This is a genomic window from Streptomyces sp. NPDC055955, from assembly GCF_042270245.1.
Classification (GTDB): domain Bacteria; phylum Actinomycetota; class Actinomycetes; order Streptomycetales; family Streptomycetaceae; genus Streptomyces.
This window is the reverse complement of sequence record NZ_JBHJYS010000011.1, coordinates 258,839-285,118: the sequence shown is the minus strand read 5'-3', so window position 1 is coordinate 285,118 and position 26,280 is coordinate 258,839. Positions and strand designations below refer to the sequence as shown.

Genomic DNA, 26,280 nt, shown 5'->3' with positions numbered 1-26,280 from the left:
GAGCATGGTACGCCCGGGATTAGACCCGTTTGGGCACCTGCACGCGGTCGAGGTCCCGCGCCACGGTCAGCTCTCCCGTGAACCCGGCCGCGCGGGCCTGGCGCTCGAACTCTTCGGGGTCGGAGTAGCGCTGGCTGAAGTGTGTGAGCACGAGATGCCGCACCCCGCCCTCGGCCGCGACGCGCGCGGCCTGCCCGGCGGTCAAGTGGCCGTGGTCGGACGCCAGTCGGTGATCGCCGTCGAGGAAGGTGGACTCGATGACGAGCAGGTCGCACCCCTCGGCGAGCGCGCTCACCCCGTCGCAGAGCCGGGTGTCCATGACGAACGCGAACCGCTGCCCGCGCCGTACCTCGCTCACGTCGTCGAGGGTGACGCCGCGCAGGGACCCGTCACGCTGAAGGATCCCCACGTCGGGCCCGGAGATGCCGTGTTCGGCGAGCAGTCCGGGCAGCATGCGGCGCCCGTCGGGCTCCACGAGGCGGTAGCCGTAGGACTCGACGGGGTGGGAGAGACGGCGCGCCTCCAGCGTGTACGAGGGTGTCTCGGCGAGGACACCGCCCTCGCCGCGCACCGGCTCCTCGGCGAGGGCGACGCTCTCGCGGTACGCGGTGGCGTACCGCAGCCGGTCGAAGAAACGCTGCCCGGAGCGCGGGTAGTGCGCGGTGACGGGGTGCGGCACCCGGTCCAGGTTGATGCGCTGGATGACCCCGGCGAGGCCGAGGGAGTGGTCGCCGTGGAAGTGCGTGACGCACAGCCGGTTGAGGTCGTGCGCGGCGACGCCGGCCCGCAGCATCTGGCGCTGCGTGCCCTCGCCGGGATCGAAGAGGATGCCCTCCCCGTCCCAGCGCAGCAGGTAGCCGTTGTGGTTGCGGTGCCTCGTCGGCACCTGGCTCGCGGTGCCGAGCACCACCAATTCCCTTACGGACACGGTGCGTTGACCGGCGCCCGCTAGCCGGGGGGCCACTGGAGGCCGCGGCCCCCGAGGACGTGGGCGTGGGCGTGGAAGACGGTCTGGCCGGCGCCGCTGCCGGTGTTGAACACGACGCGATAGCTGTCGAGCTTCTCCTCGGCGGCGACCTCGGCCGTCTCCCGCAGCACGTCGGCGGCGATCTGCGGATCGACGGCGGCGAGGGTCGCGGCGTCGCGGTGGTGGACGCGCGGGATGACGAGGACGTGGGTCGGCGCCTGCGGGTTGATGTCCCGGAAGGCGACGGTGGTCTCGGTCTCCCGTACCAGCGTGGCCGGGACCTCCCCCGCGACGATCTTGCAGAACAGGCAGTCGGCCTGCGGCTCTCCGGCCACGATCACGTCTCCTCACACCGTCCGGTCACTACGCCGGGAATGCTATCCGGCCCGCCGCCACCCGCGGCGCCTGCCTCCCGCGACAGGCCCTACGACGGGCCCTGCGCCCGCCCGCGCGGCTCCGGGAGTCCGGGTGCCGTCCGCGCCGGGTTCTCGGCGAGCGCCGCGAGGGCGATGCGCACGGCCTCGTCGAGCTGCGGGTCGCGTCCGGCCGCGTGGTCCTGCGGGGCGGTGACCACTTCGACGTCGGGGTCGACGCCGTGGTTCTCCAGCCCCCACTCGTAGCCGTCCAGCCAGGTCGCGTACTTCGGCTGGGTCACCAACGTGCCGTCGACGAGCCGGTAGCGGCTGTCGATGCCGATCACGCCGCCCCAGGTGCGTACGCCGACCACGGGGCCGATCCCGAGCGCCTTGATCGCCGCGTTGACGATGTCGCCGTCGGAGCCGGAGAACTCGTTGGCGACGGCCACCACGGGACCGCGGGGCGCGTCCATCGGGTAGCTGAAGGGGCGGGAGCCGCGCGGCAGGTCCCAGCCGACGACCCGGCGGGCCAGCTTCTCGACGACGAGCTGCGAGGTGTGTCCGCCGCGGTTCTCGCGCACGTCGACGACGAGTCCGTCACGGGCCACCTCGACCCGCAGGTCACGGTGGATCTGGGCCCAGCCGGGGGCCTGCATGTCGGGCACGTGCAGATAGCCGAGGCGGCCGCCCGACAGCGCGTGGACGTGGGCGCGGCGGTCGGCGACCCAGGCGTGGTAGCGCAGCGGCTCCTCGTCGGCCACGGGGACGACGACCGCGTGGCGCGGGTCGCCGCCGCCGGCCGGGGAGACGGTCAGCTCGACGGGCTTGCCCGCCGTCCCGACGAGGAGCGGTCCCGGACCGGTCACCGGGTCGACGGGGCGTCCGGCCACCGCGACGATCGCGTCACCCGCGCGCACGGCCACCCCGGGCGCGGCGAGCGGCGCGTGGGCGCGCGGGTCGGACGTCTCGCTGGGCAGGACGCGGTCGATACGCCAACTTCCGTCCTCGTGACGGGAGATGTCCGCGCCGAGGAGGCCCTGCTGCCGGTCGCCGCCGCTCCAGCCGCCGCCCGGTGTGACGTAGGCGTGGGACGTACCGAGCTCACCCTGGACCTCCCACAGGAGATCGACGAGGTCGTCGTGCGTGGCGACGCGGTCCAGGACGGGCCGGTAACGCTCCAGGACACCGTCCCAGTCGACGCCGTCCATGTCCGCGCGCCAGAAGTTGTCCCGCATGAGGCGGCCCGCCTCGTCGTACATCTGCCGCCACTCGGCGACGGGGTCGACGTCCTGGCGGACCCGGCTCAGGTCGACGGTGATGTTGGTGTCGCTGTCGTCGTCGGAGGAGGCGCGCCGGTCGCTCGGCACGACCTTCAGTTTGCCGTCGGTCCACAGCAGGACCCGCTTGCCGTCGCCGCTGACGGCCAGGTGGTCGGCGTCGGAGGCGAGGTGCTCGATGCGCTGCTGGGCGAGGTCGTAGCGTTCGAGCTCGCTCTTGGGTTCGGGGTCGTCGGGGGTGGCCCGGGACGCGCCGAGTACGCCCTGGAGCGGGTGCCGCAGCCACAGGACGCCGTCCTTGGCGGCCCGCAGGGTCGTGTAGCGGGCCGCCTCCACGGGGAACGCGACGATGCGGTCGGCGAGCCCTTCGAGGTCGATACGGGTGGTGGGGGTGCCTTCGCTGTCGGGGGTCTCGGCGGCGGGGCTGTCCGGGGTGTCGAAGGGGCGGCCGTGGCGTTGCGGGCCGAACGGGGACGGCGTCGTCGCGGCGAGCGTGATCAGGTGGGGCCGCGAGCCCCCGACGAACGCGAGGTCGAAGACGTGCTCGTCGTAGACGGGGTCGAAGGAGCGCGCGGAGAGGAACGCGAGGTGTTTGCCGTCGAGGGTGAACGCGGGCGCGTAGTCCCGGAACCGCAGCGGCGTCGCCTCCGTCACCGACAGGTCGGCGGTGTTGGCGAGTTTCAGGTGGCGCAGGGGCGAGGGGCCGGGGTGCGACCAGGCGAGCCACGCCGAGTCCGGCGAGAAGACGAGCCCCGTCACGTCGCCGTCCTCGCTGCGGTCGACCTCCCTGACCTCACCGCTCTCGCGCTCGACGAGCAGCACCCGCCCGTCGTGCGAGGCGACGGCGGCCCGGCTGCCGTCGGGCGCCATCGCGAGGTTCAGTACGCGGCCGAGCCGCCCGGCGGCGAGCCGGCGCGGGGTGGCGCCGGGCGCGATGCCGGTGGCGGGCGCGAACTCCAGGGCGTCGTCGCCCTCGGCATCCGTCACCCACACCACGTGCTCCTCGCCCTCGACGCGGAAGGTGCGCGGGAGGCGGGCCCGTACGCCGGGCCGGGCGGCCAGGGCGCGGGCGGGCCCGGAGCGGTGGGTGACCCAGTGGACGGCGCCGCGCACCGCGACGGCGCTGCCGCGCGCGGTGTGGTCGGGGGCCGCCGCGCCGAACCAGCGGGCGGCGCTGACGGGGTGCGGCTGGAGGTCGACGCGCTGCCCGCCGAGGCGGACGTCCAGGCGGCGCGGCACGGCGTCCTCGGCGCCGTCGAGGGCGTCCACGATCCACAGTTCTCCGGCCGACGCGTACACGACGCGTATGCCGTCGCTCGACGCGTGCCGGGCGTAGAAGCCGTCGAGGGGGGTGTGCCGGCGCAGTGAACTGCCGTCCGCGAGAGACGAGTACAGGGCGCCGACGCCGTCGTGGTCGGACAGGAAGGCGACCCGGTCTCCCACCCACATGGGGTACTCGATGTTCCCGTCGAGCTCCTCGTGGAGGCGGACGAACTCTCCGTCGCCCGCCCGGTCGATCCACAGCTTCCCCGCGGTGCCGCCCCGGTAGCGCTTCCACCAGGCGGCCTCGCGGCCCATCGGCGCGGAGAGCAGGACGACCTGCCCGCCGGGCCCCGTCACGACGTCGCCCACGGGCCCGTACGGGAGCGTGGTGGCGGGTCCGCCGTCGAGGGGTACGGCCCTCGCCCAGCTGCGGCGCAGGGACGCCTGGCCCTGGGTGCTGAGCACGAGGACCCGCCCGTCGGGGGTCCAGCCGCGCACCGTCGTCCTCGAACTGCCCCAGTACGTGAGGCGGTTCGAGGGTCCGCCGTCGACCGGGGCGATGTGCACCTCGGGGGCGCCGTCGCGGGTCGACGTCCAGGCGACGGTGGTGCCGTCGGGCGAGATCCGGGGGTGGCTGACGGGGACGTTGTCGGCGCTGACGCGCCAGGCGCGCCCGCCGTCGAGAGGGGCGACCCAGACGTCGTCCTCGGCGGTGAAGGCGGCCAACTCGCCGTGCAGATGCGGGAACCGGAGATATCCAGAGTGCGCTGTCCGTGTCACCCGATCACCCTAGGCACGCGCACCCCGCCCGGTCAGGGCTTTCGGCACTTGCCCGCGCCGATACGGCTTGTTCCGGCGCCCCGCGGGACCCGAGACCGCCGCGTGCTCAGCCGCGCATCAGCAGCCACTCCTGGAGCTCCACGATGTTGCCCTCGGGGTCCTTGAGGTGTGCGACGCGCATCCGGTCGGTCATCGGCGCGGGACCGTGAAGGATCTCGGCGCCGCGCGCGGCGATCTGTTCGCAGTACTGGTCCAGGTCGTCGACGCGCAGCACGACGAGGGAGCGGTACCCGTCCGGGTCGCCGCTCAGCTCGCCGATGATCCCCGCCATCATCGCCCGGTCCTCGAGCCCGATGCCCGCCGAGCCCGCCGCGGGGCTGAACTTCTCGTACGGGCCGTCCTGGGCGCCCGACTGCGGCTGGAGGCCGAGCACGTCCGCGTAGAAGTGGTAACAGGCACGGAAGTCGGTGACGAGGAGTCTGACCTGGGCGAGTTCCACGCGTTCCCCTCGGGGGTCGATCAGGACCAGCGGCCGGTGCGGCCGAGGAGCAGCGCCGTCGCGGCGGTGCCCGCGGTCGACGTACGCAGAACGCTACGCCCGAGCCGGTACGGACGCGCGCCCGCCTCGGCGAACGCGGCGAGCTCGTCGGGCGAGACGCCGCCCTCCGGGCCGACCACGAGGACGATGTCCCCGGCCGTGGGCAGCTCGACGGTGGCGAGCGCGCCGCTGTCGCAGTCGCGGTCCTCGTGCAGGACCGCAGCGAAGTCCGCTCCGGCGAGAAGTGCCGCCACCTGCTTGGTCGTCGCGGCGTCCGCGACGTCCGGGAAGCGCACCCGTCGGGACTGCTTGCCCGCCTCGCGCGCGGTGGCCCGCCACTTGCCGAGCGCCTTGGCGCCGCGGTCGCCCTTCCACTGGGTGATGCAGCGGGCGGCCTGCCACGGCACGATCGCGTCGACACCGGTCTCCGTCATGGTCTCGACGGCGAGTTCGCCCCGGTCGCCCTTGGGCAGGGCCTGGACGACGGTGATCCTGGGCGCCTGCGCGGGCTCCTCCTGGACGGGGCCCGCCGTGACGACGAGCCGGTCCTTGCCCTCGGCGGCCTCCACGACCGCCTCGCTCCAGCGCCCCCGGCCGTCGGTCAGGACGACGTCCTCACCGGCCCGCAGTCGCTTCACGGAGACCGCGTGCCGCCCCTCGGCCCCGTCGAGCACGAACGTCGTGGCGGACGGCACCTCGTCGACGACGAACACCGGCGCCGTCACGCGGCACCTCCCGCACCCAACGCGTCCTTCGCCTCGGCGAGTTCGGCCGCGAGCACCTCGACGAGCTGGCCGGCGGGCAGCTCACGGGCGAGCCGGTGGCCCTGCCCCGCCCACAGCGCCATCCCCTGCGGGTCCCCCGCCTTGGCTGCGGCCTTGCGCAGGGTCGACGTCATGTGGTGGATCTGCGGGTAGGCGGCGGGCGCGTACCGGCCGTGCTCGCGCATGAACCGGTTCACGAGGCCGCGCGCCGGGCGTCCGGAGAACGCCCGGGTCAGCTCGGTGCGCACGAACAGCGGGTTGGTCATGGCCTGCTTGTGCAGCAGGTTGGCGCCGGACTCGGGGCAGACCAGGAAGGCCGTGCCGAACTGTCCGGCGTCCGCGCCCGCGGCGAGCACGGCGGCGAGCTGCGCGCCGCGCATGAGGCCGCCGGTGGCGATGATCGGGATCTGCACGGTCTCACGGACCTGGGCGATCAGCGCGATGAGTCCGATGCCGGAGCCGTCGGCCTCCGGGTTGTCCCGGTGGGTGCCCTGATGCCCGCCCGCCTCGATGCCCTGGACGCACACCGCGTCGGCCCCGGCCTGCTGGGCGGCCTGCGCCTCCTCCGGGGTGGTCACGGTGACGGCGGTCAGGGTGCCGACGCGGGCGAGGGAGTCGAGGACGTCGCGGCTCGGGCAGCCGAACGTGAAGGTGACGACCGGTACCGGGTCGTCGAGGAGGATCGCGAGCTTCGCGTCGAAGCCGTCGTCGCGGCCGCTGTCCGGGTCGCCGAGGTGCGTCTCGTACCAGGCGGCCTCACCTGCGAGCTGGCTGCCGTAGACGGCGACGGCCGCGGGGTCCGCGTACTCGGGCTGCGGCATGAAGAGATTCACGCCGAACGGCTGGTTGGTCAGCCCCCGTACCTGCTTGATCTCCTGGTACATCCCGTCGGCGGTCTTGTACCCGGCGGCGAGGAATCCGAGCCCGCCTGCCTCCGACACGGCGGCGGCGAGCTGCGGACAGGAGGCACCGCCCGCCATGGGTGCCTGCACGATCGGATAGTGACAGAGATCGGTCAGCGTGGGGGACATGACCGCATCGTGCCACGTCCCCCGTACAAGTCCGAATCCGCCTACCGGCCGTTGAACGCGTCCTTGAGCCGCGAGAACAGTCCCTGCTGCCCGGGCTGGAACTGCCCCGTGGGACGTTCCTCGCCGCGCAGCTTCGCCAGCTCACGCAGCACCCGCTCCTGCTCGGGGTCCAGCTTCGTCGGCGTCAGGACCTCGACGTGCACGATGAGGTCGCCGCGACCGCCGCCGCGCAGGTGCGTGATGCCGCGCCCGTGCAGCGGGACCGACTGACCGGACTGCGTGCCCGGCCGGATGTCGATCTCCTCGAGGCCGTCGAGCGTCTCGAGCGGCACCTTCGTGCCGAGCGCCGCGGCCGTCATCGGGATGGTGACGGTGCAGTGCAGATCGTCGCCGCGCCGCTGGAAGACGGGGTGCGACAGCTCGTGGATCTCGACGTACAGGTCACCGGCGGGGCCGCCGCCGGGGCCGACCTCGCCCTCGCCCGCGAGCTGGATGCGCGTGCCGTTGTCGACACCGGCCGGGATCTTCACGGTGAGCGTGCGCCGCGAGCGGATGCGGCCGTCGCCGGCGCACTCCGGGCACGGCGTCGGCACGACCGTGCCGAAGCCCTGGCACTGCGGGCACGGCCGCGAGGTCATGACCTGGCCGAGGAAGGACCGCGTGACCTGGGACACCTCGCCGCGGCCGCGGCACATGTCACAGGTCTGCGCGGACGTGCCGGGCGCGGCACCCTCGCCGCTGCAGGTCGTACAGACGATGGCCGTGTCGACCTGGATGTCCTTGGTGGTCCCGAAGGCGGCCTCGTCCAGCTCGATCTCGAGCCGGATCATGGCGTCCTGGCCGCGGCGCGTGCGCGAGCGGGGACCACGCTGGGACGCCGTCCCGAAGAACGCGTCCATGATGTCGGAGAAGTTCCCGAAGCCACCGGCGCCGAAGCCGCCGGCCCCGCCTCCGCCCGCCTGCGAGAGGGGGTCGCCGCCGAGGTCGTAGACCTGCTTCTTCTGCGGGTCCGACAACACCTCGTAGGCGGCGTTGATCTCCTTGAACCGCTCCTGAGTCTTCGGGTCCGGATTCACGTCCGGGTGAAGCTCACGGGCCAGCCTTCGGAAGGCCTTCTTGATCTCGTCCTGGGAGGCGTCGCGGCGCACGCCGAGTACGGCGTAGTAGTCCGTGGCCACTTACGACTCCGCCAGGATCTGTCCGACGTAACGTGCCACTGCGCGTACTGCTCCCATCGTTCCCGGATAGTCCATGCGGGTCGGTCCGACCACGCCGAGCTTGGCGACTGCCTCGCTGCCCGAACCGTAGCCGACCGAGACCACAGAGGTAGAGCTGAGTCCCTCATGGGCGTTCTCATGACCGATCCGTACGGCCATGCCCGAATCATTGACCTCACCAAGGAGCTTGAGGAGCACGACCTGCTCTTCAAGGGCCTCGAGAACGGGCCGGATGGTGAGGGGAAAGTCATGTCCGAAGCGGGTGAGATTGGCGGTGCCGCCGATCATCAGCCGCTCCTCGGTCTCCTCGACGAGCGTCTCCAGCAAAGTGGAGAGCACCGTCGCGACCGTGCCGCGGTCCTCCGCGTCGAAGGACTCCGGCAGGTCCTGCACCAGCTGCGGCACGTCCGCGAAGCGACGTCCCGCGACCCTGCTGTTGAGCCGGGCCCGCAGATCGGCGAGAGAGGTCTCGCCGAACGGCGCCGGGCAGTCGATCATCCGCTGCTCGACCCGCCCCGTGTCCGTGATCAGTACGAGCATCAGGCGGGCGGCGGCGAGCGAGAGCAGTTCCACGTGGCGCACGGTGGACCGCGTCAGGGACGGGTACTGCACCACGGCGACCTGCCGCGTCAGCTGCGCGAGCAGCCGCACGGTCCGGCCGACGACGTCGTCGAGGTCTACGGCGCCGTCGAGGAAGTTCTGGATGGCGCGGCGCTCGGGCCCCGTCATCGGCTTGACCGCCGTCAGCTTGTCCACGAACAGGCGGTAGCCCTTGTCGGTCGGGATCCGCCCGGCGCTCGTGTGGGGCTGGGCGATGAACCCCTCCTCCTCGAGCGCCGCCATGTCGTTGCGCACCGTCGCCGGTGAGACGCCGAGGCTGTGCCGCTCGGTGAGCGCCTTGGAGCCGACCGGCTCCTCGGTCCCCACGTAGTCCTGGACGATGGCGCGCAGCACTTCGAGCCTGCGTTCACTGAGCATTCGCGCGCACCTCCAGCTGTGTCGTCCGCGGCTGGCACTCGGTGCGGCCGAGTGCCAATGGTCTCCGGGTCAGTGTACGGCCGGTGGGTACGGGCCCGGCAAGGGCGCTAGCGTCGGGCCCATGGACGACCTGGACTGGAATGCGATGGGCTGGGAGGAGCTGTCCGCTCGGGCGGGGCGGGTCCGGCTGCCGGGCTGGGACTGCACGACGGGCCTTGTGGTGGGCGACGGGGCGGCGTTGCTCGTCGACACGGGTTCATCACTTCGTGAGGGTGCGGCGCTGCGCGCGGACACCCGGCGCCTGATGGGCCCGCACGCGCGCGTGACGCATATCGCGCTGACGCACCCCCATTTCGACCATGTTCTGGGCACGGCGGCGTTCGCGGGTGTCGAGGTGTACGGAGCCGCGGGCATCGACACGGTGTTCACGCGGGGCCGCGACGAGCTGCGGGCGTCCGCGGTGGCCCACGGCGTACCGCGCGAGGAGGCGGCCGAGGCCACTGACGTGCTGGTCGTGCCGCAGCACCGCGTGTGCGGGGAGTGGACGCTCGATCTGGGCGGCGGACTCCAGGTGCTCCTCGCGAACGTGGGCCCGGCGCACAGCGGGCACGACCTGGCCGTCCTGGTGCCGGGCACGCCCGAGATCGTCTTCTGCGGCGATCTGGTCGAGGAGTCGGGCGAGCCGCAGGCGGGCCGTGACGCGGTGCCGAGCCGCTGGCCGGCCGCCCTGGACCGGCTGCTGGAGCTGGGCGGTGAAGATGCCGTGTACGTTCCTGGGCACGGAGCCGCGGTGAATGCGGAGTTTGTCCGTGCGCAGCGTGACGCGCTGGCGGCGCGTTTCGGCGTGTCGTAACCGCACGGCCGTTCGCACTCCTATCGTCTGCACCATGCGTCAGTACTCCCCCGACTTCACCCCGCCGTGGAAGAAGCAGCAGGCCGCGCCCGAGGTGGCGGCGGACGTGGATCTCGTGGTCGAGGAGGTCACGACCGGGTTCTGCGGAGCGGTCGTCCGCTGCGAGAAGACGGCCCAGGGCCCGACGGTGACCCTGGAGGACCGCTTCGGCAAGCACCGGGTGTTCCCCATGGACCCGCGCGGCTTCCTGCTCGAGGGCCGGGTCGTCACCCTCGTACGTCCCGTGTCCGCCGCGCCCGTACGCCCCACCCGCACGGCCTCCGGGTCGGTCGCGGTGCCCGGGGCGCGGGCCCGGGTCGCGCGGGCCGGGCGCATCTATGTGGAGGGCCGGCACGACGCGGAGCTGGTGGAGCGGGTCTGGGGCGACGACCTGCGCATCGAGGGCGTGGTCGTGGAGTACCTGGAGGGCGTCGACGACCTGCCCGCGATCGTCACGGAATTCGCCCCGGGGCCCGACGCGCGGCTCGGCGTCCTCGTCGACCATCTCGTGCCCGGGTCGAAGGAGTCGCGCATCGCAGCGCAGGTCACCGGCGAGCACGCGCTGGTCGTCGGCCACCCCTACATCGACGTGTGGGAGGCCGTGAAGCCGTCGGCCGTGGGCATCCGGGCGTGGCCCCGGGTGCCGCGCGGCCAGGACTGGAAGACGGGCGTGTGCCGGGCGCTCGGCTGGCCGGAGAACACCGGCGCGGCCTGGCAGCACATCCTGTCGCGAGTGCACAGCTACCGCGACCTGGAGCCCGAACTCCTGGGCAGGGTCGAGGAGTTGATCGATTTCGTGACGCTGCCCGGGGACCACTCCTAGGACGGTCAGGGGGCCGTCCCAGGAGTGCGGGGGCCCGCCTCAGTCGACGAGGTCGCGGACGACCGCGTCGGCGAGGAGGCGTCCCCTCAGGGTGAGGACGGCGCGCCCGGACTCGTACGGGGCCGCTTCGAGCAGGCCGTCGGACAGGGCCCGGCCGGCGGCGGCGCGGCCCGCAGGCTTCAGGAGCGACAGGGGACAGCCCTCCAAGAGGCGCAGCTCCAGCAGGATGCGCTCGACGCGCCGGTCCTCGTCCGACAGGAGCTCGCGCCCCGCGCCGGGCGAGTGCCCCTGTGCGAGGCGCCCGGCGTAGGCGCCCGGGTGCTTCACGTTCCACCAGCGCACCCCGCCGACGTGGCTGTGCGCGCCGGGGCCCGCACCCCACCAGTCGGCGCCGCGCCAGTACAGCTCGTTGTGCAGGCAGCGCCCGGCGTCGGTGGTGGCCCAGTTCGACACCTCGTACCAGTCGAAGCCCGCCCCGCCGAGGACCTCGTCCGCGATCAGGTAGCGGTCCGCGTGGACGTCGTCGTCCGTCATCGGGACCTCGCCTCGGCGGATGCGCCGGGCGAGCTGGGTGCCCTCCTCAACGATCAGCGCGTACGCCGACACGTGGTCGGGCCCGGCGCCGATGGCGGCCTCCAGCGAGGCCCGCCAGTCGTCGTCGCTCTCGCCGGGGGTGCCGTAGATCAGGTCGAGGTTGACGTGGTCGAAGCCCGCGGCGCGCGCCTCGGCGACGCAGGCTTCGGGGCGGCCGGGGGTGTGGGTGCGGTCGAGGATCTTCAGGACGTGCTGCTTGGCGCTCTGCATGCCGAAGGAGATCCGGTTGAAGCCGCCCTCGCGGAGGGTCTCCAGGTAGGCGGGGCCGACGGACTCGGGGTTGGCCTCCGTCGTCACCTCGGCGTCGGGCGCGAGCCCGAACTCGTCGCGGATCGCCCCGAGCATCCGTACGAGGTCGTCTGCCGCGAGGAGCGTCGGGGTGCCGCCGCCGACGAAGACGGTGCGCACCTGGCGCGGGTCGTCGCCGAGGACCTTGCGGGCGAGGCGCACCTCGTCGACGAGGGTGTCCGCGTAGTTGTCACGGGAGGCGAGCACACCGCCGGAGCCGCGCAGCTCGGTCGCGGTGTACGTGTTGAAGTCGCAGTAGCCGCAGCGCGTGGCGCAGTACGGGACGTGCAGATAGAACCCGAGGGGCCGGTCCGCCGCCCCGGCCAGGGCGGAGGCGGGCAGCGCGCCGCCGTCGGGGACGGGCTCACCGTCGGGGAGTGCGGAAGGCATGGACCCATTGTCCCGCAGCCGTGGGGTTGCCTCGCCGGTCGTCGCTGTGCAAGGTCAGCGGGCCTGGAGGACCAGGAGGGCGAGGTCGTCGTCCGGCGGGCTCTCGGAGAACTCGTGGACCAGGCGTCTGATCCGCTCGGCGAGCAGGTGCGCGGTGAGGCCCTTGCAGCCGGCGAGGGCGCGGGAGAGGCCGTCTCCGTCGTCGAACTGGCGGTGCCCGTCCCGGCGCTCCGTCACTCCGTCCGTGACACACAGGAGGGTGTCGCCGTCGTGGAGCACAAGGCTCTCGCTGGTGTAGCCGGGGTCGTCGACGACGCCGAGGAGCACCTGGGGCTCGGCGGCGGACACGACCAGGCCGTCGGGCCGCAGCAGGAGCGGCAGCGGGTGTCCGGCGGAGGCCAGGGTGCAGCGCATCCCGTCCTCGGTGGGCACCAGCTCCCCGTAGAGCAGGGAGAGGAAGCGGGGCGCGCCCTCGGAGGTGAGGCCCTGGCCGTCCGCGGCGGCGAGCGCGCGCGCCGCGGCGTCGGCCGCCTCCGTGGCGTCGTCGAGGAGGAGCCGGTTGAGGCGGTCGAGGACCTCGGCGACCTGGTACCCCTCGCGGGCGAGCAGCCGCAGCCAGGGCCGGGCGAGGCCGATGACGACGGCCGCCTCGGGGCCCTTTCCCTGGACGTCGCCGAGCGCGAAGCACCAACGGCCGTCACCGGCGGGGAACACGTCGTAGAAGTCGCCGCCCGGGCCGCCCGCGTCGCGCGGCTCGTAGACGAGCGCGGACTCGATGCCGGGGATCCGGGCGACGCCGGAGGGCAGCAGTCCGCGCTGGAGGATGCGGCTGATCGTGGCCTGGCGGGCGTAGCGGCGGGCGGCGCTGACGGCGAGGGCGACGCGGCGGGCGAAGTCCTCGACGAGGCCGGTGACCTCGTCGGGGAAGCGGGTCAGACCGGCCCGTCCGATGAGGAGGGTGCCCACCGCGCGACCGCCCGCGCTGAGGCGGTAGGCGAGCGCGGCGCCGGCCGGATCACCGCCGAGGGACTCGAAGGGCCACGGCACGGGGACGGCCGCGCTGCGCGCCGCGTCGGTGGGCTGCGGCGGGTCCTTCTCCAGGATCTTGCGGAGCTCCTCCATGCGGTTCTCGCTGGTGTGCCACACGCGGGCGAGGCGGGGCGTGGCGAGGGCGCCGGTGCCGCGGCCCGCCCGGTCGGCGGCTCCCCGGTCCGGCCTGCCGTCCTCGTCGTCGAGCCACACGGCACACCAGTCGGCGAGGCGCGGCACCAGCATCTGCCCGGCGAGTGAGGCGACCTGGTCCTCGTCGAGCTGTCCGGCCAGCAGATCGGACGCCTCGGCGAGAAAGGAGAGCGCGCCGCGGTTGACCCAGTCCTGGTCGTGCGGGAAGCGGCGCGGCGCGAGAGCCGGCATGTCGGCGGCGCGCGGCCCGCGCTGAAAGGTTCTTGCGCCGGGGAACGCCTCGAGGTCACCGCCCCACGGCTCGGCGCCGTCGACGGGGAGGCGGGCCCAGACGGTCTTGGTGCCCCGCTGGTACGTGATGCCCCAGGCGTCGGAGAGGGACGCCACGAGGCGCAGGCCGCGCCCGCACTCGGGGGTGTCGGGGCCCGGGTCGGTGCGGTCGCTGCGGACGGCGCGGGCCGGGTGGTGGTCGGAGACCTCGATCACGAGGGCGGCGGGCGCGCACCCGCCGTCCGGGTCGTCGGGACGGCCGGTTTCCAGACGGCACAGCAGCTCGACATTGGTGCCCGCGTGGACGACCGCGTTCGTGACGAGTTCGCTGAGTACGACCACGGCGTCGTCGGTGAGCCGGTCGCCGCCACCGGCCGTGGCGGTCAGACCGAGCTCGGCCCAGTCGGCGAGAGCTCCCCGTACGAAGCGGCGGGCGGCGGCGGGGGCCAGCGGGTTTCCGGGCAGCGAGGTCCGCACGGCGGCCGGTGCTCCCGGCGGACGGGAGGGCTCGTCGGTGGCGTAGGCGGTCTCCCGTTGCAGCGGAATGGACCCCACGGTGCGGCTCCTGAGCAGTTCGGGCAATGACGCCTCAGGCGACACGGACAGAGTGACAGACCGGACCCGTCCATAAGCACCGAGTTACCGAAGTGGACCACCATGAGCGAGAACAGTGCTACGCGCGCTCTCGATCCGGGCCGGATCGACGCCACCGGACCGCGCGCGCCGCTCGCCGCGATGACGGCGGCGCGGGACGGCGGCGCGGGACGGCGGCGCGGGACGGCGGCTTCACCGAGACACCGGCGATCAGGGAGGGTCTGGGGCCGAACTCGGCGCGATGGTCAGCCAGGCCATGGACCGCAGCCGGCACCACGACGCCGGACCGACGCGTGTGCGGCGGGAGATCGTGCGCACGGGCGGCTCGACGAGCGGGTCGAGGCGAGCCCGGGGCAGGGCACGCGGGCGTCGCGGATGAACTGCGTGAACACGATCACCGGCGCGCCGGCGGACCTGGCAGCGGACGCGACGCGCGTCCTGGAAGCGGTGGCGGTGCGACCTCACGCAGCGGGTCGGCCCGCACGACGGGAACCGTCAGCTTGGGGGAACCTGCGCCGCCTCGGCCGCGCCGTGAACGAAATGGTCGACCGGCTCGCCCTGTTCAGGGGCTTCACGGGCCTCACGGACTTCACGGGCGAGATGACCCGGGTGGCACGCGAGGCCGGCGCCGAGGGCCGGCTCGGCGGACACGCCGGGCGCCGGGCCCGTCCGGGAGTTGGCGGGACGTGACCGAGGCGCGGGCCCGTCCGGGAGTTGGCGGGACGTGACCGAGGCGGTCGACCGCGCAGCCAGGTGACGCAGACGCAGGAGCCGTTACGGGAGATGCGCCGCGGCCGCACACCGTGGTGGCGGACCGCGACGCATCCCTCGAGCGGTGACGCGGGGCGTCACTTCTCGCGCGAACCCGCGTACATCTCGTCGATCAGGTGCCCGTACTCGCGCTCGACGACCGGCCGCTTCAGCTTCAGGCTCGGGGTCAGCTCGCCGTGCTCGATGTCGAGGTCGCGCGGCAGGAGCTTGAACTTCTTGATGGTCTGCCACTTCTGGAGGCCCTGGTTGAGCTCCTTGACGTAGCCCTCGACCAGTTCGACCGTGGCGGGGGCCGCGACCACGTCGGCGTACGCCTTCCCCTCGAGCCCGTTGTCCTTGGCCCACTCCAGGATGGACGGCTCGTCGAGAGCGATGAGCGCCGTGCAGAAGTTCCGGTCGGCGCCGTGCACCAGGATGTTCGAGACGTACGGACACACGGCCTTGAACTGGCCCTCGACCTCGGCGGGCGCGACGTACTTGCCGCCCGAGGTCTTGATCAGGTCCTTCTTGCGGTCGGTGATCTTGAGGTAGCCGTCGGGCGACAGCTCACCGATGTCGCCGGTATGGAACCAGCCGTCGGACTCCAGGACCTCGGCCGTCTTCTCGGGCAGCCCGTGGTAGCCCTGCATGACGCCGGGGCCGCGCAGCAGGATCTCGCCGTCGTCCGCGATCCGCACCTCCGTGCCGGGCACCGGCTTGCCGACCGTGCCGGTGCGGTACGCCTCGCCGGGGTTGACGAAGGACGCGGCGGAGGTCTCCGTGAGGCCGTAGCCCTCCAGGATGTGCACACCCGCGCCGGCGAAGAAGTAGCCGATCTCGGGGGCGAGCGCGGCGGAGCCGGAGACGCAGGCGCGCAGCCGGCCGCCGAACGCCTCACGCAGCTTGGAGTAGACGAGCGCGTCGGCGACCTTGTGCTTGGCGCCGAGCCCGAACGGCACCGAGGCCGAACCGGTCCTGCGGAAGTTGTCCTGGCTGACCTTCGCGTACTCGCGCGCGACCTCGGCGGCCCACTGGAAGATCTTGTACTTGGCGCCGCCGCCCGCCCGCGCCTTGGCCGCGACCCCGTTGTAGACCTTCTCGAAGATGCGCGGCACCGCGGCCATGTACGTCGGCTGCACCACGGGCAGGTTCTCGATGATCTTGTCCACGCGGCCGTCGACAGCGGTGACGTGCCCGACCTCGATCTGCCCGGAGGTGAGCACCTTGCCGAAGACGTGCGCGAGGGGCAGCCACAGGTACTGCACGTCGTCCGGGCCGACCAGGCCGGTCGCGGCGATGGCCTTCGCCATGTAGGACCAGTTGTCCTGCGGGAGGCGCACACCCTTGGGGCGGCCGGTGGTGCCGGAGGTGTAGATCAGCGTCGCGAGCTGGTCCGCGGTGATCGCGCCGACCTTCTCCTTGATCAGGTGCGGGTGCTTCTCCAGGTACGCGGCGCCGCGCTTCTCCAGGTCGGCGAGCGTGAGCAACCAGCCCTCGGGGTCCGCGGCGTGCGGCTCGACCCCGGCCTCGTCGATGACGACGACATGGGCGAGATCCGGCAGCTCGGCCCGGCGCTCGCGGGCCTTGGCCAGCTGCGCCGCGTCCTCGGCGATCAGGACCTTGCTGTCCGAGTCCGCGAGGATGAACGCCGACTCCTCGGCGTTGGTCTGCGGGTACACGGTGGTCGTCGCGGCGCCCGCGCACAGGATGCCGAGGTCGGCCAGGATCCACTCGACCCGCGTGGAGGAGGCGAGCGCGACCCGCTCCTCCGGCTGCACACCCAGCTCGATCAGGCCGGCCGCGATCGCGTAGACCCGCGTCGAGGCCTGCGCCCAGCTCAGCGACTTCCACTCGTCGGGGCCCTCACCGGCGGCTGGTACCGGGTAGCGGTACGCCTCGGTATCCGGCGTGGCCGCCACGCGCTCCAGGAAGAGGGCCGCCACGGACGGCGGGCGGTTCTCGATCAGGGTCTGTGTGTCGCTCACGACGTCCTCCGGGGGCCCGCGGCAGCGCGGCGAGACTGGGCGCGGCTGGCTGTTGGCGGATTTTGTTTAACTGGCGAGTAACTACCGAGCAGTGATCAGAGTAGAGCGCAGTCGCCCGGCGCGTAAGGGGCCGCAGCCTGTCACTTCTTGTCGACAGCCGCTGTACACACGGCCCCCACAAAAGGCCCGCACAACAATGCCGGGAAATCAAGAGGCCCGCCGCGCTGACGCGTGGCGGGCCTCCGGACAGCTGTGCCGACCGGCCTACTTCTTCTTCGAGCCGCTGTCGTCGCTGGAGAGCACGGCGATGAAGGCTTCCTGCGGCACCTCGACGGAGCCGACCATCTTCATGCGCTTCTTGCCCTCCTTCTGCTTCTCGAGCAGCTTGCGCTTACGAGAGATGTCACCGCCGTAGCACTTGGCGAGGACGTCCTTGCGGATCGCGCGGATCGTCTCGCGGGCGATGACCCGGGAGCCGATGGCGGCCTGGATCGGCACCTCGAAGGCCTGCCGCGGGATGAGCTCGCGCAGCTTGGCGACCAGCCGCACGCCGTACGCGTACGCCGCGTCCTTGTGCGTGACCGCGGAGAAGGCGTCGACCTTGTCGCCGTGCAGCAGGATGTCGACCTTGACCAGGCTGGAGTCCTGCTCGCCGGTGGGCTCGTAGTCCAGGGACGCGTAGCCCCGCGTCTTGGACTTCAGCTGGTCGAAGAAGTCGAAGACGATCTCCGCGAGCGGCAGCGTGTAGCGGATCTCGACGCGGTCCTCGGAGAGGTAGTCCATGCCGAGCAGCGTGCCCCGGCGGGTCTGGCAGAGCTCCATGATCGAGCCGATGAACTCGCTGGGAGCGAGGATCGTGGCGCGCACGACCGGCTCGAAGACCTTGTCGATCTTGCCTTCGGGGAACTCGCTCGGGTTGGTGACCGTGTGCTCGCTGCCGTCCTCCATGGCCACGCGGTAGACCACGTTGGGGGCGGTGGCGATGAGGTCGAGCCCGAACTCGCGCTCCAGGCGCTCACGGATCACGTCGAGGTGGAGCAGGCCGAGGAAGCCGACGCGGAAGCCGAAGCCGAGGGCGGCCGAGGTCTCCGGCTCATAGACGAGCGCGGCATCGTTGAGCTGCAGCTTGTCGAGGGCCTCGCGCAGGTCCGGGTACTCCGAGCCGTCCAGCGGATACAGGCCCGAGAAGACCATCGGCTTCGGGTCCTTGTAGCCGCCGAGCGCCTCGGTGGCGCCGTTGTTCAGGGAGGTGATCGTGTCACCGACCTTGGACTGACGGACGTCCTTCACGCCGGTGATGATGTAGCCCACCTCACCGACGCCGATGCCGTCGGCCGGGGTCATCTCCGGAGAGGAGACGCCGATCTCGAGCAGCTCGTGCGTGGCGCCGGTGGACATCATCCGGATGCGCTCACGCTTGTTGAGCTGACCGTCGACGACTCGGACGTAGGTCACGACGCCGCGGTAGGAGTCATAGACCGAGTCGAAGATCATCGCGCGGGCGGGTGCGTCGGCGACACCGACCGGGGCCGGGATGTCGGCCACGACCTTGTCGAGCAGCGCCTCGACGCCCAGGCCCGTCTTCGCGGAGACCTTCAGGACGTCGTCCGGGTCGCAGCCGATGAGGTTCGCGAGCTCCTCGGAGAACTTCTCGGGCTGGGCGGCCGGCAGGTCGATCTTGTTGAGAACCGGGATGATCTTGAGGTCGTTCTCCATCGCCAGGTAGAGGTTGGCGAGAGTCTGCGCCTCGATGCCCTGGGCCGCGTCGACCAGCAGGACCGTGCCCTCACAGGCCGCGAGGGACCGTGAGACCTCGTACGTGAAGTCCACGTGCCCCGGGGTGTCGATCATGTTGAGGATGTGAGTGTTGCCCGGGTCCTCGCTCGGGGCCCAGGGCAGACGCACCGCCTGGGACTTGATCGTGATGCCTCGCTCGCGCTCGATGTCCATACGGTCGAGGTACTGAGCACGCATCTGCCGCTGCTCGACCACACCGGTCAGCTGGAGCATCCGGTCGGCGAGCGTGGACTTGCCGTGGTCGATGTGCGCGATGATGCAGAAATTGCGGATCAGAGCCGGGGCGGTACGGCTCGGCTCGGGCACATTGTTAGGGGTCGCGGGCACGCAGGGTCCTGTCTCTTGAGGCGCCTGTCGCCTCGGGTCGGATCGATACGTAGGTTCCATGGTCCCACGGACGCGGGACTGCGCCCGGTTTGGGAGGCTCGGAGCACGGCTGGTAACGTTGACAGCTGTGTCTCTTGCCCTCTCAGCACGAGGCACTTCAAGAGAAATCACCGGCACGTGGGCGTGAGCTCGCGTGCCTGAACCTGAAAAGGCTCATTTCGTGGCGAACATCAAGTCCCAGATCAAGCGGATCAAGACCAACGAGAAGGCTCGTCAGCGCAACAAGGCTGTCAAGTCCTCCCTGAAGACCGCGATCCGCAAGGCTCGCGAGGCCGTTGCCGCCGGTGACACCCAGAAGGCCGAGGAGCTCACGCGCGAGGCTTCGCGCAAGCTCGACAAGGCCGTCTCCAAGGGCGTCATCCACAAGAACCAGGCCGCCAACAAGAAGTCGGCGCTTGCTTCCAAGGCTTCTTCCCTCAAGGGCTGAGTACCCACTCCCTCACGGGACGGGCACTCCTTTGATGTGATCGCCGGACGGACCCGAGCGGGCCCTCTCTCTCCGCTCCCGGCCGGCACCCCGGATCTGCACGCGACTGCGTTCGCCACGCGGGTGCGGATCCATCGAGCGTGAACCTGAAACCCCGCACAGCGGTCCTTCCCCAGGACGGCCGAGCGGGGTTTCTGGCGTGCAGGCGGGGTTCTGGCATTCAGGCGGATACGTGGATACGTGCCCCAGGACCCGCCGTCGGACGGCTCAGCCGCGGCGGGAACGCGCGGCCCTCGCGATGGTGACGACGGCCTTCTCCAGGGCGTACTCGGGATCGTCCCCGCCACCCTTGACGCCCGCGTCGGCCTCGGCGACGGCCAGCAGCGCGACGGCCACGCCGTCCGGCGTCCAGCCCCGCATCTGCTGACGCACCCGGTCGATCTTCCATGGCGGCATCCCCAGCTCACGGGCGAGATCAGCGGGCCGGCCGCCGCGCGCCGACGACAGCTTGCCGATGGCGCGGACCCCCTGGGCGAGCGCGCTGGTGATCAGCACCGGCGCCACCCCCGTCGACAACGACCACCGCAGCGCCTCGAGCGCCTCCGCGGCGCGGCCCTCGACCGCCCGGTCGGCGACGGTGAAACTGGAGGCCTCGGCCCGGCCCGTGTAGTACCGCGCGACGACCGCCTCGTCGATCGTGCCCTCGACGTCCGCGCCGAGCTGCGTCACGGCGGACGCCAGCTCCCGCAGATCACTGCCGATCGAGTCGACCAGGGCCTGGCACGCCTCCGGCGTCGCGGAACGGCCGATCGCCCGGAACTCGCTGCGCACGAACGCCAGCCGGTCCGCCGGCTTGGTCATCTTGGGGCAGGCGACCTCGCGGGCGCCCGCCTTGCGGGCCGCGTCGAGCAGCCCCTTGCCCTTGGCGCCGCCCGCGTGCAGCAGCACCAGCGTGATCTCCTCGGCAGGAGCCGCGAAGTAGCCCTTCACGTCCTTGATCGTGTCGGCCGAGAGGTCCTGCGCATTGCGTACGACCACGACCTTGCGCTCGGCGAAGAGCGACGGGCTGGTCAGTTCGGCGAGCGTGCCGGGCTGGAGCTGATCGGACGTGAGGTCACGCACATCGGTGTCCGCGTCGGCGGCGCGGGCGGCCGCCACCACCTGCTGCACGGCGCGGTCGAGCAGGAGGTCCTCCTGCCCCACGGCGAGGGTGACAGGGGCGAGCACGTCGTCTGTTGCAGTCTTCCTGGCCATCGCGGTCAAGCATCCCACGCGGCACTGACAACCCCCGCCGTGCCGGAGAATGGGCGGGTGACCGATGCACGACATGTACTGGTGCTGCCCGACCGCGATGCCGCGGAAGAGGTGGCCGAGGAGCTTCCCGACCGTTTCGGCGTCACCGAGGAGCCCCAGCTCGTCCGGGACGCGCTGGCCGGGGAGGACGACGCCGAGGACGCCCAGTGGCTCGTGGTGATCGAGGACCCCACCGGCCGCCTCGACGCCGCCTCACTCGACGCATTCGCCGCGGAACACGAGGGCTGGCTCGAAGCGCCTTAGCCGCGGCGGCCCGGCAGCCCCAGCAGCCCCAGCAGCCCCGGGCGAGGCTGCGGAGGGCGGGGCAGGCGCCGACCGGGGCAGGCGCCGACCGGGGCAGCCCCCGAGCGGGACCACTGGGCCGGAGCAAGCGCCGGCCGGGGCTACGGGGGGGGCCGGGGCTGGCTGGAGGTGTCAGCCCTTGGGGACGATCTGGATGTCGAGCTCGATCGTCACGCTGGAGCCGATCGCCGCGATCCCACGGGCCAGCATCGTCTGCCAGTTGACCGTGAAGTCGTCGCGGTGCAGCTCCGTGGTGGCGCGGCAGGCCGCACGGGTCTCCCCTTCCATGCCGTTGCCGAGACCCAGGTACTCCGCGTCGAGCGTGACCGTACGCGTCACACCGTGCAGGGAGAGAGCGCCCGTGATCGCCCAGCGGCTGCCGCCCTTGTGCGTGAACCGCTCGCTGTAGAACTCGAGCGTCGGGAACTGGTCCACGTCGAGGAAGTCGGCCGACCTGAGGTGGTCGTCGCGCATCTTCACGTTCGTGTCGATGGACGACGCGTCGATGACCACGTGCATCGCGGACTGCTCGACCCGCTCGGCGATGCGCAGCGCGCCCGCGAACGTGTTGAACCGGCCGTGGATCCGGGCCAGTCCGATGTGCCGCGCCGTGAACCCGACCGACGAGTGCATCGGCTCGATCTCCCAGTCCCCTGCGCCGGGCAGGGCGGGCGGCTGGGCGACCTGGAGCATGACGTCACCGAGAGAGGCGTGCGCGCTGTCGCCGACCGAGGCGCTCCCCCGGTACGGCGTGTAGCCCTCCGCCGTGACCGCGAGCCGGTAGTCGCCGGCGGGCACGGCCGCGACGAACGAGCCGAACGGGTCGGCCCCGCCGCTCACGACCGTGCGCCCCATGGCGTCGCTCACCGCGAACTCGGCGCCGCGCACAGGCTCGTTGACGGGGTCGAGCACCCGGCAGCTGACGAACCCCGCACCGGGTGGCACGCTCACCCCCGCGAGCGGACTTGTTCGTTGAGCCCGGTTCGTACGGTTTCCCAGCCAGCGGCCGAACATGTGCGAGACACCCCAGTGAAACTTGACACCACCATCAACGAAGATCCATTCGACCATCGTTGAGGCATTCGGGGCAACACAGGCCCACATCGCGGGAATGCCCGAGAGTGTTACCCCTAGTAAAGAGATGCCCGAATTACCCATTCCGCTTACCGTTTCGCCAGCTCAAGGGCATTTCTACCAGCGGGTAACAGCGCGCTCACCACGGTGGCGCGGCACACCGTCAATCCCCGCTCGTCACGACACCGAGCCCCAGCCCGTCCCTCTCACCGGAACCGTCCGACCCGTGCCCGTCCTGCCCGGAACCGTCCGACCCCCGCCCGCCATGCCCGGACCCGGTGACCGCCAACGCCCCGTCCCGGTCCGTCCGGAGGACCGCCGCTCCCCCGGCCCGCAACTCCGCGACCGTACGCGCCGACGGATGTCCGTAGGGGTTGTTCTCACCACAGGAGATCAGGGCGAGCCGGGGCGCGATCCGATGCAGGAGAACCGGATCCTGGTAGGCCGAGCCGTGGTGGGCGACCTTGAGAACGTCCACGGGTGGCAGCGCCGCCGCCGCGGGGGACCTCAACAGGGCGCGCTGCGCCGGTGGTTCGAGATCCCCCATGAGCAACAGGGTGAGACCGGCGGTGCGGACCAGCAGCGTGACGCTCGCGTCGTTCGGGCCGTCCGGGTCCGGGGCGGGTCGCGGCGGCGGCCACAGGACCTGCCATGCGAGCCGGCCCGTCCGCCGCTGCTCCCCCGCGACGGCCCGGGTCATCGCGATGTGCCGCGCCTCCGCCAACCCCTGGACAAAACGCACCTGTTCAGGCGGCTCGTCGAACCCCGTCGCCTCGATCGCCCCCACCTCACGCCCCCGCAACACCCCGGGCAGACCCGCGACGTGATCCGCGTGGAAGTGGGTCAGCAGGACGAGTGGGACCCGGGTGATCCCGAGCGAGCGCAGACACCGGTCGACCAGCACCGGGTCCGGCCCCGCGTCGACCACCACCCCGGCCCCCGCACCCGCCGCGAGCACCAGCGCGTCCCCCTGCCCCACGTCGCACATCACCATCCGCCACCCCGGCGGAGGCCACCCCGTGATCACTCGGGTCAAGGGCCTCGGCTGCATGACCACGAGAACCAGAAGCAGCACACATGTCCCCATGGCCCACGAAGACTTGAGCACCCGACGGCCCACCAGGACCACGCCCAGAGTGACGACGGCGAGCAGCAGCCCGCCACTCGGGCCACCGGGCCATTCCACACCTGCGCCGGGCAGTGCGGCCCCCGCGCGTGCGATGTCCGCGATCCATCCGGCGGGCCAGCTCGCGCACCAGGCGAAGGCCTTCGCGACCGGCATCGCCGCCGGCGCGGCGGCCAGCGCGGCGAACCCCAGCACCGTCGCCGGCGCGACCGCGAACTCCGCGAGCAGATTGCAGGGCACCGCCACCAGACTCACCCGTGAGGCGATGACCGCGACCACCGGCGCACACAGCGCCTGCGCCGCGCCGGCCGCGGCGAGCGCCTCCGCCAGTCGCGGCGGACACCTGCGCCGTCGCAGTGCCGCACTCCAGCGCGGTGCCAGGGTCAGCAGCGCCCCCGTGGCCAGGACGGACAGCAGGAACCCGTAACTCTGAGCCAGCCAGGGGTCGTACAGCACCAGCAGCAGTACGACGGTGGCCAAGGCCGGGATCAGGGACCTGCGGCGCCCGGTGCCGATGGCGAGCAGCGCGACGCACCCGCAGGCCGCCGCCCTGAGCACGCTCGGCTCAGGTCTGCACACGATCACGAAGCCGAGCGTGAGCGCGCCGCCGAGCACAGCCGTTGCCCGAAGCGGGATCCCCAGGCTCGGCGCGAGTCCACGGCGCTCGGCCCGGTGCGCGGTGCCGGGCGGGCCGATGAGCAGGGCGAGCAGGATGGTGAAGTTCGCCCCGCTGACCGCCGTCAGGTGCAGCAGGTCGGTGGCCTCGAACGCCTCGTGCAGCTCGGGCGGGACCCGCGAGGTGTCCCCGACGACCAGCCCGGGAAGCAAGGCGCGCGCATCCCCCGGGAGCCCCTCGGTCGCCTCCCGCAGGCCACCCCTCAGCTTCCCCGCGAACCGCTGAGCCGTGGAGGGCGCGCCGACGACCCGCGGGCTCTCGTCCCGCCCGACACGGAGCAGGGCCGCGACCCGGCCTCCGTCGGCCGACGCGGGTGCGAGCCCTCCGCGCACGACCAGCCGCGTGCTGGGCAGGAGCGACAGCCACGGCGTCCTCCCCGCGGCGGCTCGGTCCACGTCGACGAGGACCAGGACCGGAGTGCGCACCCGCGTCCCGGCACCACCCGAGGACCCGCCCGGCGTGCCGACTCTCAGCACATCGGCGGCGATGACGACGGAGGAGGGGGCCGAGTGGTCCCCCGTCACGCGGGGCCGCGTCAGTCGCGGGTCGGCCGTCACCTCCAACTCGACCGTCACCCGCGCGAATTGCCGGGCAAGCCCGGGGACAGGCCCGCGCGTCAGATCCGCGCCGTGCAAGGCGGCCGAGGCCGCCGAGGCGGCAACGCACAGCAGTACGGCGGCCACGGACATGCGAGGCCAGAACGAGAACACTCGGCGGAGAGGGCGGGACGGAGGTGACCCCCGTTCCGGGAGCGAGGGCTGCAGTGGCGGACGCGGTGGCTCCGCCCTTCCGCACCGCCCCCGCGTCGCCCCTTCGAGTAACAGCACTCCGGCCACCGCCGCGCAGGTCAGCGCCAGAGCCGTCACCCAGACCGCCGGAGCGTCCAGGGTCAACGCGGCCGTGACCCATGCCGCGAGTGCCGGAGGGACGAGACGGAGGTCCGCCGGACCCTCCTGCCGAGGGTTCGAGTCACCCGAGGAGGGGTCCGAGGCCGGTACAACTCCTGCGCCCCTCATGGCCGTACGAGATTCTGGAGATCGGAGAATCGCCGGTCACCGATGCCGTTGACCTCACGCAACTCGTCGACGGAACGGAAGCCTCCGTGCTCGGTGCGGTAGTCGATGATGTGCTGGGCCAGCACGGGGCCGACGCCCGGCAACGTGTCGAGTTGCTCTGCGGTAGCGGTGTTGAGCCCGATCGGCCCCGCAGGCGCGGCCCCGGTTCCGGCCGCCGTCCCGGCAGAACCAGCACCCGCAGAACCCGCCGAGCCGTTCCCTCCCGGTGCCGCCGGCGCGCCCACGACCACCTGCTCACCGTCCGCCAGCAGTCGTGCCCGGTTGATTCCCGTGGGATCCACGCCCGGGCGGATCCCTCCGGCGGCGCGCAACGCGTCGGCGACCCTGGAACCGGCCGGCAGCCGATGGATCCCGGGACTCCGCACCTTCCCGCTGACGTCCACGACGATCCCCGCCCCCGACGCCCCGGCCGCCCCGTCCGCACCGCCCACAGCCGACGCCCCGGACGCGGTGGGTGCAGACCGCCCGGCGCCCGGCTCCTGACCGGCTGCGGACGAACCACCCGCCGCTTCCCCGAGCGCCGCCGACCGGACCACCTCGGGCACGCTCACCGGCTGAGCCCGTCCGGTCCAGAAGTGGTGCAGGGCGAAGCCCGCCGCCGTGACCAGGACCACGACCAGAGCGATCACGCTCCGCCGCTCCAGCCCGCATCGCGTCTGCATCCACAGCGGCAGTCGCTCCCGCACGGCGAGCCCAGCCCGCTCCCGCCACGAGGCCGCGTCCCTCTCCGCCTCGCCCGCAGAACCGTCCCAGTCCTCCCTGAACTCCCCCGGCACCGCACCCACCCCGCCCCCGACCTCGCCCTCATCGGCATCGGCATCGGCATGGGCCCGAGCCCACCGGGAGGGACGGGAAGGGACCGTCCCGGCCCACACTGGAAGAGGCGGACGCACCGGCGGCGCCCACTCGGCGGGACCGGGCGGATCCGGCACCCCCGGTGGATCCGGCACCCCCGGTGGATCGGGCAGATCTGGAGGACCGGGCGAGGGACTCGGCGCGCCGGAAGGACCCGGTGAACCCGGCGGCCCCCCACGCCCTTCGGCGAACAACGCCTCCGCCCGCAACCTCAACGCCTCGGCCGACGCCTGCCGGTAGCGCCGCCGCACCCTCCTACGCCGCTGCCACGTCCCCGACGTCGCCCCGGCGCCGGACGTCACCCCCGACGCCGCCACATGCCCCGCG

Annotated in this window: 21 protein-coding genes; 5 read left to right on the top strand and 16 right to left on the bottom strand. The window is 72.4% G+C overall.

The genetic code is table 11. From position 1 onward, the window contains the following. Positions 1-19: 19 nt before the first annotated feature. From ACFC96_RS23515 to hrcA, 8 genes are all read right to left on the bottom strand, one after another. Entirely contained in the window at positions 20-928 is a 909-nt protein-coding gene (locus ACFC96_RS23515; protein ID WP_376256073.1) for a ribonuclease Z, read from the bottom strand. A 20-nt stretch (positions 929-948) separates the two neighbouring features. Further along, positions 949-1,302, bottom strand: coding sequence for a histidine triad nucleotide-binding protein (locus ACFC96_RS23510; protein WP_376256075.1), 354 nt, complete (start codon positions 1,300-1,302; stop codon positions 949-951). An 89-nt stretch (positions 1,303-1,391) separates the two neighbouring features. Further along, positions 1,392-4,643 carry a S41 family peptidase gene (locus ACFC96_RS23505; protein WP_376613958.1) on the bottom strand — a complete coding sequence of 1,084 codons (3,252 nt, stop codon included), beginning with the start codon at positions 4,641-4,643 and terminating at the stop codon, positions 1,392-1,394. Positions 4,644-4,749: 106 nt separating this feature from the next. Next, positions 4,750-5,142 (bottom strand): VOC family protein, encoded by a 393-nt coding sequence (locus ACFC96_RS23500; RefSeq protein ID WP_376256079.1) that lies wholly within the window; start codon positions 5,140-5,142, stop codon positions 4,750-4,752. A 20-nt stretch (positions 5,143-5,162) separates the two neighbouring features. Then, positions 5,163-5,906, bottom strand: a complete 744-nt coding sequence (locus tag ACFC96_RS23495) for a 16S rRNA (uracil(1498)-N(3))-methyltransferase (RefSeq protein ID WP_376613956.1) — start codon at positions 5,904-5,906, stop codon at positions 5,163-5,165. Then, a complete protein-coding gene (locus ACFC96_RS23490; protein WP_376256083.1) occupies positions 5,903-6,976 on the bottom strand; it encodes a nitronate monooxygenase in 1,074 nt (357 codons plus the stop codon). Before ACFC96_RS23490 ends, ACFC96_RS23495 begins: the two co-directional genes overlap by 4 nt. A gap of 41 nt (positions 6,977-7,017) precedes the next feature. Continuing rightward, positions 7,018-8,154, bottom strand: coding sequence for a molecular chaperone DnaJ (gene dnaJ / locus ACFC96_RS23485; protein ID WP_376256085.1), 1,137 nt, complete (start codon positions 8,152-8,154; stop codon positions 7,018-7,020). Beyond that, on the bottom strand, positions 8,155-9,171 hold the full coding sequence (gene hrcA / locus ACFC96_RS23480; protein ID WP_266564353.1) for a heat-inducible transcriptional repressor HrcA: 1,017 nt from the start codon (positions 9,169-9,171) through the stop codon (positions 8,155-8,157). It abuts the gene before it with no gap. A gap of 121 nt (positions 9,172-9,292) precedes the next feature. Between hrcA and ACFC96_RS23475 the strand changes: the two genes are divergently transcribed. Together ACFC96_RS23475 and ACFC96_RS23470 are read left to right on the top strand one after the other, a co-directional pair. Further along, entirely contained in the window at positions 9,293-10,024 is a 732-nt protein-coding gene (locus ACFC96_RS23475; protein ID WP_376613954.1) for an MBL fold metallo-hydrolase, read from the top strand. A gap of 34 nt (positions 10,025-10,058) precedes the next feature. Further along, positions 10,059-10,886 carry a DUF3097 domain-containing protein gene (locus ACFC96_RS23470; RefSeq protein ID WP_376256089.1) on the top strand — a complete coding sequence of 276 codons (828 nt, stop codon included), beginning with the start codon at positions 10,059-10,061 and terminating at the stop codon, positions 10,884-10,886. Positions 10,887-10,925: 39 nt separating this feature from the next. Here ACFC96_RS23470 and hemW read toward each other — a convergent pair whose 3' ends face one another. Then, on the bottom strand, positions 10,926-12,158 hold the full coding sequence (gene hemW, locus ACFC96_RS23465; RefSeq protein WP_376613952.1) for a radical SAM family heme chaperone HemW: 1,233 nt from the start codon (positions 12,156-12,158) through the stop codon (positions 10,926-10,928). Between the two features lie 54 nt (positions 12,159-12,212). After that, the gene (locus tag ACFC96_RS23460) at positions 12,213-14,165 is read right to left on the bottom strand and encodes a SpoIIE family protein phosphatase (RefSeq protein ID WP_376613950.1); all 1,953 of its coding nucleotides are present in this window, start codon (positions 14,163-14,165) and stop codon (positions 12,213-12,215) included. A gap of 423 nt (positions 14,166-14,588) precedes the next feature. Between ACFC96_RS23460 and ACFC96_RS23455 the strand changes: the two genes are divergently transcribed. Then, complete coding sequence (locus tag ACFC96_RS23455; RefSeq protein WP_376613948.1) at positions 14,589-14,894, top strand: hypothetical protein; 306 nt, start codon at positions 14,589-14,591, stop codon at positions 14,892-14,894. A 158-nt stretch (positions 14,895-15,052) separates the two neighbouring features. Here the strand turns inward: ACFC96_RS23455 and ACFC96_RS23450 are convergent, their stop codons facing one another. Together ACFC96_RS23450 and lepA are read right to left on the bottom strand one after the other, a co-directional pair. Continuing rightward, a complete protein-coding gene (locus ACFC96_RS23450; RefSeq protein WP_376613946.1) occupies positions 15,053-16,939 on the bottom strand; it encodes an AMP-dependent synthetase/ligase in 1,887 nt (628 codons plus the stop codon). 264 nt (positions 16,940-17,203) lie between these two features. Continuing rightward, a complete protein-coding gene (lepA, locus tag ACFC96_RS23445; RefSeq protein WP_376256097.1) occupies positions 17,204-19,063 on the bottom strand; it encodes a translation elongation factor 4 in 1,860 nt (619 codons plus the stop codon). Between the two features lie 220 nt (positions 19,064-19,283). Between lepA and rpsT the strand changes: the two genes are divergently transcribed. Then, positions 19,284-19,550: a 30S ribosomal protein S20 gene (gene rpsT / locus ACFC96_RS23440; protein WP_100594244.1), complete on the top strand. Its 267-nt coding sequence runs from the start codon at positions 19,284-19,286 to the stop codon at positions 19,548-19,550. Positions 19,551-19,817: 267 nt separating this feature from the next. Here the strand turns inward: rpsT and holA are convergent, their stop codons facing one another. Beyond that, positions 19,818-20,804 (bottom strand): DNA polymerase III subunit delta, encoded by a 987-nt coding sequence (gene holA, locus ACFC96_RS23435; protein ID WP_376613944.1) that lies wholly within the window; start codon positions 20,802-20,804, stop codon positions 19,818-19,820. A gap of 57 nt (positions 20,805-20,861) precedes the next feature. On the opposite strand from holA, the gene ACFC96_RS23430 reads away from it, so the two are divergent. Continuing rightward, entirely contained in the window at positions 20,862-21,107 is a 246-nt protein-coding gene (locus ACFC96_RS23430) for a hypothetical protein (RefSeq protein WP_376256101.1), read from the top strand. A gap of 171 nt (positions 21,108-21,278) precedes the next feature. Here ACFC96_RS23430 and ACFC96_RS23425 read toward each other — a convergent pair whose 3' ends face one another. The 3 genes from ACFC96_RS23425 to ACFC96_RS23415 form a co-directional block, all read right to left on the bottom strand. Then, entirely contained in the window at positions 21,279-22,160 is an 882-nt protein-coding gene (locus ACFC96_RS23425) for a YceI family protein (protein WP_376613942.1), read from the bottom strand. Between the two features lie 223 nt (positions 22,161-22,383). Further along, complete coding sequence (locus ACFC96_RS23420) at positions 22,384-25,038, bottom strand: ComEC/Rec2 family competence protein (RefSeq protein ID WP_376613940.1); 2,655 nt, start codon at positions 25,036-25,038, stop codon at positions 22,384-22,386. After that, positions 25,035-25,874: a helix-hairpin-helix domain-containing protein gene (locus ACFC96_RS23415; RefSeq protein ID WP_376613938.1), complete on the bottom strand. Its 840-nt coding sequence runs from the start codon at positions 25,872-25,874 to the stop codon at positions 25,035-25,037. Before ACFC96_RS23415 ends, ACFC96_RS23420 begins: the two co-directional genes overlap by 4 nt. Positions 25,875-26,280 lie beyond the last annotated feature (406 nt).

Coding starts and splice junctions, on each gene's coding strand:
- ACFC96_RS23490 (WP_376256083.1), bottom strand. CDS start 6,976: ATGTCCCCCACGCTGACCGATCTCTGTCACTATCCGATCGTGCAGGCA.
- hrcA (WP_266564353.1), bottom strand. CDS start 9,171: ATGCTCAGTGAACGCAGGCTCGAAGTGCTGCGCGCCATCGTCCAGGAC.
- ACFC96_RS23475 (WP_376613954.1), top strand. CDS start 9,293: ATGGACGACCTGGACTGGAATGCGATGGGCTGGGAGGAGCTGTCCGCT.
- ACFC96_RS23470 (WP_376256089.1), top strand. CDS start 10,059: ATGCGTCAGTACTCCCCCGACTTCACCCCGCCGTGGAAGAAGCAGCAG.
- hemW (WP_376613952.1), bottom strand. CDS start 12,158: ATGCCTTCCGCACTCCCCGACGGTGAGCCCGTCCCCGACGGCGGCGCG.
- holA (WP_376613944.1), bottom strand. CDS start 20,804: ATGGCCAGGAAGACTGCAACAGACGACGTGCTCGCCCCTGTCACCCTC.
- ACFC96_RS23425 (WP_376613942.1), bottom strand. CDS start 22,160: ATGTTCGGCCGCTGGCTGGGAAACCGTACGAACCGGGCTCAACGAACA.
- ACFC96_RS23420 (WP_376613940.1), bottom strand. CDS start 25,038: ATGAGGGGCGCAGGAGTTGTACCGGCCTCGGACCCCTCCTCGGGTGAC.